The organism is Pseudomonas sp. 15C (genome assembly GCF_055484735.1).
In genome coordinates this window covers 24,292-37,303 of the sequence record NZ_JBUDGD010000013.1, presented here as the reverse complement: position 1 = coordinate 37,303, position 13,012 = coordinate 24,292, and the positions used below count along the sequence as shown (strand labels likewise).

Genomic DNA, 13,012 nt, shown 5'->3' with positions numbered 1-13,012 from the left:
TCGCGGCCAATCGCGAGCAGGCTCGCTCCTACATTTGAAATGCATTCCAATTGTAGGGGTGAGCCTGCTCGCGATGACGGCGACACAGCCACCACCGAACCATCAGAGACCCCTCAAATGAACACCCTCAGCCCTCTGGGCCCAAACAATCCGCGCATCGCCCTGATCGGCGAATGCATGATCGAACTGCAGCAGCGCGCCGATGGCAGCCTGCAGCAAAGCTTCGGCGGCGATACCCTGAATACCGCGGTGTACCTGTCCCGCGCCATGGGCAGTCAGGCACAAGTCGACTACGTCACCGCATTGGGCGACGACAGTTTCAGCGATGCCATGTGCCGGATCTGGGCCGGCGAAGGCATCGGCCTCGATCTGGTCCAGCGTCTGCCCGGTCGTTTGCCCGGTTTGTATTGCATTCAGACCGACGCCAACGGTGAGCGACGTTTCCTTTATTGGCGCAACGAAGCCGCCGTCCGCGAGTGTTTCACCACGCCGGCCGCCGAACCGGTGCTCGCGGCGTTGCCGGATTATGACGTGCTGTATTTCAGCGGTATTACCCTCGCTGTGCTCGGCGCAAAGGGGCGGGAGAGGCTGATCGAAACCTTGATCAATGCGCGGCAAAACGATGCGCGCATCGTCTTCGACAATAACTATCGGCCGCGGCTGTGGGCTTCTGTCGAAGAGGCGCGAGCGGCGTATCGCAGTATTTTGCCTTTCGTTGATCTGGCGTTATTGACGGTGGATGACGAGCAGGCGCTGTTCGGCTTCCCGGACTGTGCTGAAGTGTTTGCCGCGTACGCACAGATCGGCACGCCGGAAGTGGTGCTCAAGCGTGGGGCGCAGGCGTGTCTGATTCGCTGTGACGGTGAGGCGTTCGAAGTGCCGGCGCAGGAGGTCGAAAAAGTGGTGGATACCACGGCGGCGGGGGACTCGTTCAGTGCGGCGTATCTGGCCAGTCGTTTGTCCGGTGGCAGTCCTGCGGAAGCGGCGCAGGCGGGGCATCTGCTGGCGAGTCGGGTGATTCAGGTGCCGGGGGCGTTGATTCCCGAATAGTCGTTGAATGGCCGCTTGCTGCGCAATCGATCGCGAGCAGGCTCGCTCCTACAGTTGGAATGCGTTGCAAATTGTAGGAGCGAGCCTGCTCGCGATGGGGCCGGCAAGCCAACCACTAATCCCGGTAAAACACCTGCACCAGGTGATAACCAAACTTGCTCTTGATCGGCCCATGCACGGTGCGCAGGGGTTTTTTGAAGATCACCGCATCAATCGCACCGACCATCTGCCCCGGTCGCACTTCGCCCAGGTCGCCGCCGCGTTTGCCGGACGGGCAGGTGGAGAATTTCTTCGCCAGCACATCGAACGCCTCACCCTTGGCGATGCGTTGTTTGAGCTGTTCGGCCTCTTCGGCGGTTTTCACCAGAATGTGGCGGGCTTGGGCTTTCATCGGGCGGTCCTGATAACGGGGTGACGGCGGGGCGCGGATTATGCCTCAAGTCACAGGGTTTGGCTGGTCATCGTGCGGATCTTGCTGGCCAGCAACTCGACTGCGAACGGTTTGGCGACCATGTCCATGCCATCCTCGAGAAAGCCTTGGCGTTCGGCGGCTTTCTGCGCATAACCGGTCATGAACAGCACCTTCAGGCCCGGCCGATGCTGTCGGGCAATCTCCGCCAATTGCCGACCGTTCATGCCCGGCAGGCCGACGTCGGTGACCAGCAGGTCCACGCGCCGGCTGGATTCGAGCAGGGGCAGGGCGGTCTTCGCGTCGACGGCTTCGTAGGTCTGATAACCCAATTCCCGGAGCAGATCGAGCACCAGCATGCGCACCGCCGGATCGTCTTCGACCACCATCACGGTTTCACCGGTGGCGATGGTCGGCGTTTGTTCAACGGCCGGTTGCGTGGCGTGTTGTGCCTCGACGCCGTGCAAGCGCGGCAGATACAAACGCACCGACGTCCCCTGGCCCGGCAAACTGTCGAGGCTGACATGCCCGCCTGATTGCTGGGCAAAACCATAAATCATCGACAACCCCAGGCCGGTGCCCTGGCCGATCGGCTTGGTGGTGAAAAACGGATCGAAGGCTTTCGAGCGTACCGAGGGCGTCATGCCGGTACCGTTATCGCTGACTGCGAGCATTAGATAATCGCCAGCCTTGACCGGTTCCAGCGTGGTGATGTCACTGCCGTCGAGATAGACGTTGGCGGTTTCGATCAGCAACTGGCCGCCATCGGGCATCGCATCGCGGGCGTTGATCACCAGATTGAGCAGGGCGTTTTCCAGTTGGCTGACGTCGGTGCTGACCGGCCACACATCGTTGGCCAGTTGCAGTTTGAGTTCGATCGGATCGCCCTTGGTCCGGCGGATCAGATCCTCCAGCGATAGCACCAGCACATTGACGTCGAGGGTTTTGCGATCCAGCGACTGGCGCCGCGAGAACGCCAGCAAACGGTGAGTCAGTGCCGCCGCACGATTGGCCGAAGACACCGCCGCTTCGGTGAAACGCCCGATCTCGTCGGCGCGGCCGTTGGCGATGTAGCGCTGCATCAGGTCGAGACTGCCGATGATCCCGGTGAGCATGTTGTTGAAGTCGTGGGCGATGCCGCCGGTGAGCTGGCCGACCGCTTCCATCTTCTGCGCATGGCGCAACGCATCTTCAGCGCGCTCGCGTTCGAACATTTCGCTCTGCAAGCGCTGATTGGCCAAAGCCAGTTGCTCAGTGCGAGCACTGACGCGTTCTTCCAGGGTTTCGTTGAGATTGCGCAGGGCTTCTTCGGTTTTCTTGCGCTCGGTTTCGTCGATCACAAAGATATAGAAACCGTTGACCGCGCCGTCGGCGCCATACCGCGGCAGATAATTCATCAACGCGTGGCGGCTGCTGCCATCGCGGTGCGGGGTGTACAGGCTGAAGGAACACGGCCGGCCGGCCAGCGCTTCGGCAATGTACGGCAGGCGCAGGAAATACGCCTCCTCACCAATCACTTCGCGGATCGTTCTCCCGTACAGCTCCTGTGGCGTGAGGCCGTACCAGTCCAGATAAGCCGCGTTGTTCAAGCGGAAGCGTTCTTCGCGATCGACGTAGCTGATCAGGATCGGCATGGCGTTGATGATCAGTTGCAGCTCGGTCTGACTCTGGCGCAATGCCTGTTCGGTGTGCTTGCGCTCGGTCAGGTCCAGCGCGGCGCCGAGGAACCGCGTCGGCCGGCCATGGTGATCCTTGTAGCAGCGCCCGCGCGCAAACACCCAGCGTACCTCGCCGTCAGGCTGCAGCAGGCGATATTCCTCGGCGTATTCGGTGCCGTGGGTGATGCAGTGTTTGATGCTGCGCGCAACCATGGCGCGATCTTCGGGGTGCACGCCTTGCAGGTACTCGCTGATCGGCAATTGCCGGGCCTGCGCGGGATCGACCCCGTGCAGCTGAGCGAAATGCGCGTCGGCGATGAAGCGGTCTTCGCCGATATTCCAGTCCCAGGTGCCCACCGCGTCGGTCGCCGCCAAGGCCAGTTGCAGGCGCTCTTCGGTTTCACGTTGTGCTTGCAGGCTCTCTTCGGAGCGGCGCTGCAATTCCAGCGCAACGCGTCGGCGTTCATTGGTTTCGATGGCGGTGACGAGAATCCCGGCGACTTGCGCGGATTCGTCGCGAATCGGGCTATAGGTCAGATCAAGCCAGAAGTCGCTGTCCTTGCCGTCACGCTGCAAGGTGAAGCGCCGTTCGCTGTAGGTGCGCACCTGGCCCTGCAGGACGGCGGAGTAAATCGGGTCGGTGAAGTCGCGAAGCTCCGGCCAGACCTCATGCGCCGGCTGCCCGAAAGCCTGCGGATGCTTCTGCCCGGCAAGCATGGCAAAACCGTTGTTGTAGATCTGCGTTAGCTGCGGGCCCCACAGCAACACCATGGGCATGGGCGAGTGAATGACGATGTCGACCGCGGTGCGCAGGCTCTGCGGCCAGGTTTCGGCAGCGCCCAAGGGGCCGCGACTCCAGTCGGTGCGGGTGAGCAGTGCCTGGGCATCATCGGGAATCGGTACAGCGTTCATTACATCGGTCCTGAGCGTAGTTCGGTGAGACGGCGTCTATCATTGTTGCAAACAGGCGTGCGTCAGGTGCAGGCCAATTTCTGTTCATTGAATGCTTCGCGGATGATTTTTGCCATGGAAATCGATGCACTGTTATCAATTTTGTCCAATAAAAACGGCTCAGACCTGTTTCTTTCTACAGGCGCACCGCCCAGCGCGCGGATCGACGGCGTGCTCGTCGCGTTGGGCGAACAGCCGTTCAAACTCGGCGAAACCGCCGCCATCGCCGCCTCACTGATGGACGCCGAGCAACAACGGGAGTTCGACCGGGATCTTGAAATGAACCTGGCAATCTCCCGAACGGGCATCGGCCGCTTTCGGGTGAACATTTTCAAGCAGCGCAACGACGTGTCGATCGTCATTCGTAACGTCAAACTCGATATACCGAGGTTCGCCGACCTGAAATTGCCGCCAGTGCTGCTCGACACCATCATGCTCAAGCACGGGCTGATTCTGTTCGTCGGGGCGACCAACTCGGGTAAATCGACCTCTCTGGCCGCACTCATCGATCATCGCAACCGCCATAGTACCGGGCACATTGTCACCATCGAAGACCCGATCGAGTACATCCATCGGCATCAGCGCTCGATCGTCAACCAGCGTGAGGTCGGCGTCGATACTCGCAGTTTTCACGCGGCATTGAAAAATACCCTGCGCCAAGCTCCGGATGTGGTGTTGATTGGCGAAATCCGCGACCGCGAAACCATGGAGCATGCCTTGGCGTTTGCCGACACCGGGCATCTGGTGTTGTCGACGTTGCATGCCACCAATGCCAATCAGGCGCTGGACCGGATCATTAACATGTTCCCCGAAGAGCGGCGACCGCAACTGTTGCACGCACTCGGCAATAATTTGCGCGCCTTTGTTTCGCAGCGCTTGGTACGCGGCGTCGATGGGCAGCGCCGGGCAGCGGTCGAGGTGCTGTTGGGGACGCCGACTATCGCTGATCTGGTTCGGCGCGGGCAGTTGGAGGAGCTCAAGCCGATGATGGAAAAGTCCGCCGAGCTGGGCATGCAAACCTTCGACGCGGCACTGTTTGCGCTGGTGATGGAAGGCGCAATCAGTGCAGACGAAGCGCTGAAAAATGCAGATTCGGCGAACAATCTGAAGCTGCGCTTGAAGCTGGCGGATGAACCCGTCAATAACGCGAGCTCAGTCTCGGGAGAGTGGGGCTTGATGGATTGACGAACAGGCTGGCACCCGCGTTTTGGCGTGCGGCTGCCAGCGCAAGGTTCAGAAATCCAGTTCCGGCCGACCCCGAAACTGGGCAAGCGCCTCGGGATTGGCCAACGCATCGGTGTTTTTCACCGGTCGCCCATGCACCACCTCGCGCACCGCCAGTTCGACGATCTTGCCGCTGATGGTGCGCGGAATATCGGTCACCGCAACGATCTTCGCCGGTACATGCCTTGGGGTGGTATTGGCGCGGATCACCTGGCGGATGCGCTGTTCGAGCGCGTCATCCAGTTGCAGTCCTTCGCGCAATCGCACGAACAACACGACCCTTACGTCACCCTGCCACTGCTGGCCGATGGCGACGCTGTCCAGTACGTCGCTGAGCTTCTCGACCTGACGGTAGATCTCGGCCGTGCCGATGCGCACGCCGCCGGGGTTCAGCACCGCATCCGAACGCCCGTGTATCAACATCGCGCCGTGTGGCAATTGTTCGGCGTAATCGCCCTGTGCCCAAACACCGGGAAACAGGCTGAAATACGACTGGCGCAGTTTCGTGCCGTCCGGGTCATTCCATAAACCGATCGGCATGGCCGGAAAATGCCGGGTGCAGACCAGTTCGCCTTTCTCGCCGATCACCGCCTGGCCGGCGTCGCTCCACACCTCGACCGCCATGCCCAGGCTCTTGCCCATGATTTCACCACGCCGTACCGCTGACAGCGGATTGCCATTGACGAAGCAAGAGACGATATCGGTGCCGCCGGACATCGACGCCAGACACACATCGCTTTTAACGTCGCGGTAAACATAGTCATAGCTCTGCGGCGACAGCGCCGAGCCGGTGCACAGCAGGGTGTTCAGGCTGCCCAGATCATGGCTGTCGCGAGGGCGGGCACCGCTGTTTTCCAGGGTGGCCAGATACTTCGGGCTGGTGCCGAACACGCTGATGCGCTCATCGTCGATCAAGTCGAGCAAGCGATGGTGGTCCGGGTAAAACGGCGAGCCATCGTAGAGCACCACCGCACTGCCGACCGCAAGCGCGGAGACCAGCCAGTTCCACATCATCCAGCCGCACGTTGTGTAGTAGAACAGCCGGTCGCCGGGGCCGAGATCGCAATGCAGGCCGTGCTCCTTGACGTGCTGCAGCAGCACGCCGCCGGTGCTGTGGACGATGCACTTCGGTACGCCGGTGGTGCCGCTGGAATACAGCACGTAAAGCGGATGGTTGAATGGCACCGGGACGAAATGCGCTTCGCCGCCGGCTGCGTAGAAGTCATCCCACAAACTCACTTCAGCCTGTGTCCGGTACATTTCGGCGTGTGCTTGCGGCTGGGCGTACGGGACGATGATCAACTGTTTGAGCGTCGGCAGCTGTTCGAGGATGCCGTTGATCTTGTCAGCCTGGTCGAGGATCTTGCCGGCATAGCGATAACCCGCGCAGGTCAGCAGCACTTTCGGTTCAATCTGGCCGAAGCGATCGATGACCCCGTGGGTACCGAAGTCGGGCGAAGAGCACGACCAGATCGCCCCGAGGCTGGTGGTCGCCAGCATCGCCACCAGCGTCTGCCAGGTATTGGGCATGCACGCTGCGACACGGTCACCGAGGCCCACGCCGGCCGCCTGCAGGCTCGCTTGAAAACCGGCGACGTGCTCGGCCAGTTCGGCCCAGGTCAATTGCTCGCGCTGGCCGTTCTCCGCCACGCTGATCACTGCCACGGCGTCGTCGCGGCGGCGCAGCAGGTGTTCGGCGAAGTTCAGGGTCGCGCCCGGAAACCACTCGGCGCTGGGCATCTGCACGCCTTCACGCAGTACCGCGTCGGGCTGGGTGTGAAAGCGGATATCGAAGAAATCGACAAGCGCCTGCCAGAAATCCGCACGCTGCTCGATGCTCCAGTGGTGCAGGGCAGGGTAGTCGCCAATGTTCAGACCGTGGCGTTGATTGATGGCACGGCGAAACGCATCCATGCGTGATTGGGCGATACGATTGGCGCCGGGTTGCCAGAGCATGTCGGACATTGCTTGCCTCTTTTTATCGGGTTGATGGGGCTTCCAGCGGGAGCGAGCCTGCTCGCGATAGCGGTCTGTCTGTCGTCATCGATAACTGAAAGTCGCCTTCGCGAGCAGGCTTGCTCCTGCAGAGGGGCGTTATTGCGCGAGCCAGCCGCCATCGATATTCCACGCCGCACCACGCACCTGACTGCCAGCCTCGCTGCACAGAAACAACACCAGTTCGCCCAGATGCTGCGGCGTAACGAATTCCAGCGACGGTTGTTTCTCGGCCAGCAGATCATGTTGCGCCTGCTGCGGATCGACACCCTTGGCCGCACGATCGTCGATCTGCTTCTGCACCAGCGGCGTCAGCACCCAGCCCGGACAAATGGCGTTGCAGGTGACGTTGCTGGTCGCGGTTTCCAGGCCGACCACTTTGGTCAGGCCGATCACGCCGTGCTTGGCGGCCACGTAAGCGGCTTTGCCGGTCGAACCGACCTGGCCGTGCACCGAGGCGATATTGATGATCCGTCCCCAGTTTTTGCGGCGCATGCCCGGCAGGCTCAGGCGGGAGCTGTGGAACACCGAGGACAGGTTGATGGCAATGATCGAATCCCAGCGATCGACCGGAAACTCTTCCACCGCCGCGACATGCTGAATGCCGGCGTTATTGACCAGAATATCCACGCCACCGAACTCGCGCTCGGCGTAGGCGATCATCTCGGCAATCTGCGCGGGGTCACTGACGTCCGCCGGATGGTGGCCGACCTTGCCACCAAACTGGCCGACTTCGGCAATCACTGCCGACGCATCGCCAAAACCGTTGAGAATCAGATTGGCCCCAGCCTTGGCCAGGCTCAGTGCGATGCCCAGACCGATGCCGCTGGTGGAGCCGGTCACCAGTGCGGTCTTGCCGGAAAGAGTCGTCATGAATACCTCACACAATGCCAGTGGCGTAGAAAGTGCCGATCACTACGAAAACCGCCAGGGTCTTGATCAGCGTAATACAGAAAATGTCTTTATAGGCTTCGCGGTGGGTCAGCCCGGTCACCGCCAGCAGAGTGATCACCGCGCCGTTGTGCGGCAGGGTGTCCATGCCGCCGCTGGCCATGGCGGCTACGCGGTGCAGCACTTCCAGCGGAATGTTTGCAGCGTTGGCTGCGCTGATGAACTGCTCGGACATCGCCGCCAGGGCAATGCTCATGCCGCCCGATGCCGAGCCGGTAATGCCGGCCAGCAGGGTTACGGTGATGGCTTCGTTGATCAGTGGATTGGGGATCTGCTTGAGCCAGTCGGCCAGTACCAGAAAGCCCGGCAACGAGGCGATCACTGCGCCAAAACCGTATTCGGACGCGGTGTTCATCGCCGCCAGCAGTGCGCCGCTGACTGCACTCTTGCTGCCTTCGGCGAGCTTGCTGCGAATCGCCTGAAAGCCGAACGCCAACACCATCAGAATTCCGACCAACAGCGCCGCCTGTACCGCCCAGATTGCGGTGAGCTTGGCAATTTCGGTGGTGACCGGCGTGGCCATGCCTGGCAGCGCGAGGCTGTGGGTCTTGCCGTACCACTGCGGAATCCACTGGGTGAACAGGAGGTTCATGATGCCAACCGCCAGTAGCGGCGACAGTGCAATCCACGGGTTGGGCAGCTTCAGGTCTTCGGCGGTTTCCGGCTCGTTGCGCAGCTCGGTGCCGTAGCCCTCGCCAGTGCGCTGCGCCTTGTTGCGCTGACGCTGCAGGAACAGCATGCCGGCGCAGAACACGAAAATCGTGCCGATCACACCCAGCCACGGCGCGGCCCATGCGGTGGTATTGAAGAACGTGCTGGGAATGATGTTCTGAATCTGCGGGGTGCCGGGCAGGGCGTCCATGGTGAAGGAAAACGCGCCAAGGGCGATGGTCGCCGGGATCAGCCGTTTGGGGATGTTGCTCTGGCGAAACATCTCGGCGGCAAACGGATACACCGCAAACACCACCACGAACAACGATACGCCGCCGTAGGTGAGCAACGCGCAAACCAGCACGATCACCAGCATGGCCTGGCGAGTGCCGAGCAGGCGAATCGCTGCTGCCACGATCGACCGGGAGAAACCCGACAGCTCGATCAGTTTGCCGAACACGGCGCCGAGCAGGAACACCGGAAAATACAGCTTGATGAAGCCGACCATTTTTTCCATGAACACCCCGGTGAAGGCAGGTGCGACAGCGGAAGGATCGGTGAGCAGGACCGCGCCGAGCGCGGCAATCGGGGCAAAGAGGATAACGCTGTAGCCACGGTAGGCGGCCAGCATCAGCAACGCGAGGGCTGCCAAGGCAATGATCACACTCATGGTGTGTCTCTCCAGAATTGTTATTTTTGTGGGTGGAACGGGTGTGGAGAGGTGTTAGCGAGATTTGTGCCAATTGGCTAAGTGATTGAAAAACAAAAAATTGATGAGCTGGATGCGGTCACGATAGGAGAGTTTGTCTCTGAATTGAGATATTTTTCGCCTGATCTGGCGCCATCGCGAGCAGGCTCACTCCTACAGGGTGACGGTGTGCGCAGTCCTGTAGGAGTGAGCCTGCTCGCGATAAGTGCGAAGCACTTTCATCTACAAATCGAGACTTAAGTCTCCGAAGTGAGATCAGGCAATCCCCAGCGCGACCATTTTCTTGTACAGCGTCGACCGCCCAAGCCCCAGCCGAGCGGCCGCTTCCGGCACCTTGCCCGCACATTGAGCCAACGTGGCTTCAATCAGTTGCCGATCAAACCGCTCGCGCGCCTGTGCGAAGGTTTCCTCCATTACCGTTTGTGCCACGTGCGCGGACGTACGTTCAACCGGTGTCAACGTGCCAATCGCCGCGCGCAGATCCTGCTCGGTCAGAATCAAGTCATCACTGAGTAGCGCCGCACGCTCCAGCACATTACGCAACTCGCGAATGTTCCCCGGCCAGGCGTGTTGGCCGAGCAACGTCAGCGCATCGCGGTGCAGCTCGTGCTGGCTGCGCAGTTCCTCAAGAATCGCTTCGCTGAGTGCCGGCAAATCATCGAGGCGTTCGCGCAGGGGCGGCACCTGGATCGGCAGCACATTCAGGCGATAGTACAAATCGGCGCGAAATTCGCCGCGCTTGATCGCCGCTTGCAGATCGGTCGATGTGGCAGCGATGACTCGTACGTCGCTCTGGATCACTTCGTTGGAGCCGACGGGTTCGAACTCTTTCTCCTGCAACACGCGCAGTAATTTGCTTTGCAGCGGCAGCGGCATGTCGCCGATCTCGTCGAGAAACAGCGTGCCGCCCTGAGCGATCTGCAACTTGCCGGTACGCCCCTTGCGATCAGCACCGGTGAACGCGCCGGGGGCCGTGCCGAAAAATTCAGCTTCGAGCAGCGCTTCGGGGATCGCCGCGCTGTTGATGCTGACGAACGCCTTGTGCGCGCGGGGCGATGCGCTGTGGATCGCTTGAGCGAGCAGTTCCTTGCCGGTGCCGGTTTCGCCGAGCAGCAAGACCGGCGAGTCGGCACTGGCACTGCGCCGGGCGCGGCGTTTGACTTCAAGACTGGCGGCGCTGGTGCCGATGAAGTGGGCAAAGTTGTATTTGGTCTGGCGGGCGCGCAGCAGCGAGCGCGTCGAGGCCAGTTCTTCCTGCATGCTCAGGTAGCGCTTGAGCATGGGCGACAATGTGCGCAACTCATCGAACAGGGCAAAACCGATCGCGCCGATCACCGTGCCGGCATCGTCATGGATCGGCAGGCGCATCACCACCAACGGCTCTTTTGGCGTGTCTTGCATGTCGAGCAGAATCGGCCGCCCGGTGCGTACCACTTCACGCAGCAGGCTGCTGGGGATCACGCTTTCGCAGGCCTTGCCGATTGCGCTGGCAGCCGATTCAAGGCCGAAGCGCCGGGCATAGCGCTCGTTCATCCAGACGATGTTGGCGTCCCGATCAACAATGACCGTGCCTTCGCTCGACTGCTCGATGATCTCGAACAGCGAGCGGATCGCCAGCGTGCGAACGCGTTGGTAGTCCTTGAGGCTTTCGGTGGTGTTCATCTGTTGAATGATCCTGATGGTATGTTGCCTGGGCCGGCCCCTTCGCGAGCAGGCTCGCTCCCACAGTGAAACCGGTCGTCACCCAATGCGTGAGCAGCCGCGAACCTTGTGGGAGCGAGCCTGCTCGCGAATGCCGCGACGCGGTATCGCGTCGCACATCGATTATGCCTACCCCGGATGCGCCGCCGCCAACAGCTCTTTGGTATACGGATGCTGCGGCGCATCGAATACCTCATGGCTGGCACCACGCTCCACGACTTTACCGTCCTTGATCACAATCATGTCATGGGCCAGCGCGCGAACGACGGCCAGGTCATGGCTGATGAACAGGTACGTCAGACCGTGCTTTTCCTGCAACTGGCGGAGCAGGGCGACCACTTGTTTCTGCACTGTGCGATCCAGCGCCGACGTCGGCTCGTCGAGCAGAATCAGCGCCGGTTTCAATACCAGTGCCCGGGCGATGGCGATGCGCTGGCGCTGACCCCCGGAAAACTCGTGGGGATAGCGATGACGACTTTCCGGGTCGAGACCGACCTCTTTGAGCACGCGGATCACTTGCTCATCACACTCATCGGCGCTCGATTCACAATGCACTTCGAGGCCTTCGCTGATGATCTGTGCCACCGACATGCGCGGGCTGAGGCTGCCGAACGGGTCCTGAAACACCACTTGCATTTGCCGCCGCCACGGGCGCATCTGTTTCTGATTGAGACAGTCGAGTGCCTCGCCCTGAAAGCGGATGCTGCCTTCGGAGTCGAGCAGGCGCAGGATCGCCTGACCCAGCGTCGACTTGCCTGAACCCGATTCGCCGACGATGCCCAGCGTTTTGCCACGCTGAATGTTCAGGCTGATGCCATCCACCGCGCGCAGATATTGCTTGCGCTGAAACAGCCCGCCACCGACGGCGAACTCGACCTTCAGATCATCGACTTCCAGCACGTTCTCACGCTCATCGCGCGGCAGCGCTTCGCCCTCGGGTTCGGCGTTGAGCAGCACGCAGCTGTAAGGGTGCTGTGGCTCGGTGAACAAGGTTTCGCAGGGCGCCTGCTCGACGATTGCGCCGGCCTTCATTACGCACACACGTTGCGCGATGCTGCGCACCAGATTGAGGTCATGGCTGATCAACAGCAGCGACATGCCCAGACGTTGTTGCAGGGATTTGAGTAGCAGCAGAATCTTGCGTTGTACGGTGACGTCGAGTGCGGTGGTGGGTTCATCGGCGATCAGCAATTCCGGCTCGCATGCCAGCGCCATGGCGATCATCACCCGTTGCCGCTGGCCGCCCGACAGCTGATGAGGATAAGCCTTCAAGCGCTCCTTTGGTTTCTGAATACCGACCAATCCGAGCAATTCGAGAATGCGTTGCTGCGCTGCTTTGCCGCCGAGGCCGCGATGCAACAGAAGCGTCTCGCCAATCTGTTTCTCGATGGTGTGCAGCGGATTGAGCGAAGTCATCGGCTCCTGAAAAATCATGGCGATGCGGTTGCCGCGCAACTCGCGCAAGACTTTCGGATCCGCCCCGAGCAGCTCCTGGCCACGATAGCGAATGCTGCCGCGGGTGTGCGCCTCGGACTCGGGCAACAATTGCAGAATCGAGTGCGCGGTGACCGACTTTCCGGAGCCGGATTCGCCGACCAGCGCCAGGCATTCGCCCGGGCGGATATCCAGACACAAATCACGCACCACGGTCTGGCCGTGGAACGCGACATTGAGGTTACGGATTTCAATCAGGTGATCAGTCATGGGCACGCT

The 13,012-nt window shown here is 61.0% G+C and carries 9 protein-coding genes; 2 read left to right on the top strand and 7 right to left on the bottom strand.

Going from position 1 to position 13,012, the window contains the following annotated elements; all coding sequences use genetic code 11:
• The first annotated feature begins 117 nt into the window (after positions 1-117).
• Entirely contained in the window at positions 118-1,050 is a 933-nt protein-coding gene (locus tag ACYYKW_RS09700) for a sugar kinase (RefSeq protein WP_464989998.1), read from the top strand.
• A 115-nt stretch (positions 1,051-1,165) separates the two neighbouring features.
• Here ACYYKW_RS09700 and ACYYKW_RS09695 read toward each other — a convergent pair whose 3' ends face one another.
• Both ACYYKW_RS09695 and ACYYKW_RS09690 read right to left on the bottom strand, forming a co-directional pair.
• Positions 1,166-1,441 (bottom strand): peptidylprolyl isomerase, encoded by a 276-nt coding sequence (locus tag ACYYKW_RS09695; protein WP_007912322.1) that lies wholly within the window; start codon positions 1,439-1,441, stop codon positions 1,166-1,168.
• 50 nt (positions 1,442-1,491) lie between these two features.
• Complete coding sequence (locus ACYYKW_RS09690; protein ID WP_093101829.1) at positions 1,492-4,029, bottom strand: PAS domain-containing hybrid sensor histidine kinase/response regulator; 2,538 nt, start codon at positions 4,027-4,029, stop codon at positions 1,492-1,494.
• Between the two features lie 114 nt (positions 4,030-4,143).
• Here ACYYKW_RS09690 and ACYYKW_RS09685 point away from each other — a divergent pair, with 114 nt between their 5' ends.
• Positions 4,144-5,253 (top strand): PilT/PilU family type 4a pilus ATPase, encoded by a 1,110-nt coding sequence (locus ACYYKW_RS09685; RefSeq protein ID WP_464990021.1) that lies wholly within the window; start codon positions 4,144-4,146, stop codon positions 5,251-5,253.
• A 48-nt stretch (positions 5,254-5,301) separates the two neighbouring features.
• Here ACYYKW_RS09685 and ACYYKW_RS09680 read toward each other — a convergent pair whose 3' ends face one another.
• The 5 genes from ACYYKW_RS09680 to ACYYKW_RS09660 all read right to left on the bottom strand — a co-directional run bounded on the left by ACYYKW_RS09680 (position 5,302) and on the right by ACYYKW_RS09660 (position 13,003).
• Positions 5,302-7,257 carry an acetoacetate--CoA ligase gene (locus ACYYKW_RS09680; protein WP_464989997.1) on the bottom strand — a complete coding sequence of 652 codons (1,956 nt, stop codon included), beginning with the start codon at positions 7,255-7,257 and terminating at the stop codon, positions 5,302-5,304.
• Positions 7,258-7,386: 129 nt separating this feature from the next.
• Positions 7,387-8,160, bottom strand: coding sequence for a 3-hydroxybutyrate dehydrogenase (gene hbdH / locus ACYYKW_RS09675; protein WP_203421993.1), 774 nt, complete (start codon positions 8,158-8,160; stop codon positions 7,387-7,389).
• Between the two features lie 7 nt (positions 8,161-8,167).
• Positions 8,168-9,559: a GntP family permease gene (locus ACYYKW_RS09670; protein ID WP_464989996.1), complete on the bottom strand. Its 1,392-nt coding sequence runs from the start codon at positions 9,557-9,559 to the stop codon at positions 8,168-8,170.
• A 294-nt stretch (positions 9,560-9,853) separates the two neighbouring features.
• Complete coding sequence (locus tag ACYYKW_RS09665) at positions 9,854-11,260, bottom strand: sigma-54 interaction domain-containing protein (protein WP_464989995.1); 1,407 nt, start codon at positions 11,258-11,260, stop codon at positions 9,854-9,856.
• Between the two features lie 168 nt (positions 11,261-11,428).
• Positions 11,429-13,003: an ABC transporter ATP-binding protein gene (locus tag ACYYKW_RS09660; RefSeq protein WP_464989994.1), complete on the bottom strand. Its 1,575-nt coding sequence runs from the start codon at positions 13,001-13,003 to the stop codon at positions 11,429-11,431.
• Positions 13,004-13,012 lie beyond the last annotated feature (9 nt).

Excerpts from the sequence above, each read along its gene's own strand:
- ACYYKW_RS09700 (WP_464989998.1), top strand. The coding sequence starts at position 118 with ATGAACACCCTCAGCCCTCTGGGCCCAAACAATCCGCGCATCGCCCTG.
- ACYYKW_RS09695 (WP_007912322.1), bottom strand. The coding sequence starts at position 1,441 with ATGAAAGCCCAAGCCCGCCACATTCTGGTGAAAACCGCCGAAGAGGCC.
- ACYYKW_RS09690 (WP_093101829.1), bottom strand. The coding sequence starts at position 4,029 with ATGAACGCTGTACCGATTCCCGATGATGCCCAGGCACTGCTCACCCGC.
- ACYYKW_RS09685 (WP_464990021.1), top strand. The coding sequence starts at position 4,144 with ATGGAAATCGATGCACTGTTATCAATTTTGTCCAATAAAAACGGCTCA.
- ACYYKW_RS09680 (WP_464989997.1), bottom strand. The coding sequence starts at position 7,257 with ATGTCCGACATGCTCTGGCAACCCGGCGCCAATCGTATCGCCCAATCA.
- hbdH (WP_203421993.1), bottom strand. The coding sequence starts at position 8,160 with ATGACGACTCTTTCCGGCAAGACCGCACTGGTGACCGGCTCCACCAGC.
- ACYYKW_RS09670 (WP_464989996.1), bottom strand. The coding sequence starts at position 9,559 with ATGAGTGTGATCATTGCCTTGGCAGCCCTCGCGTTGCTGATGCTGGCC.
- ACYYKW_RS09665 (WP_464989995.1), bottom strand. The coding sequence starts at position 11,260 with ATGAACACCACCGAAAGCCTCAAGGACTACCAACGCGTTCGCACGCTG.
- ACYYKW_RS09660 (WP_464989994.1), bottom strand. The coding sequence starts at position 13,003 with ATGACTGATCACCTGATTGAAATCCGTAACCTCAATGTCGCGTTCCAC.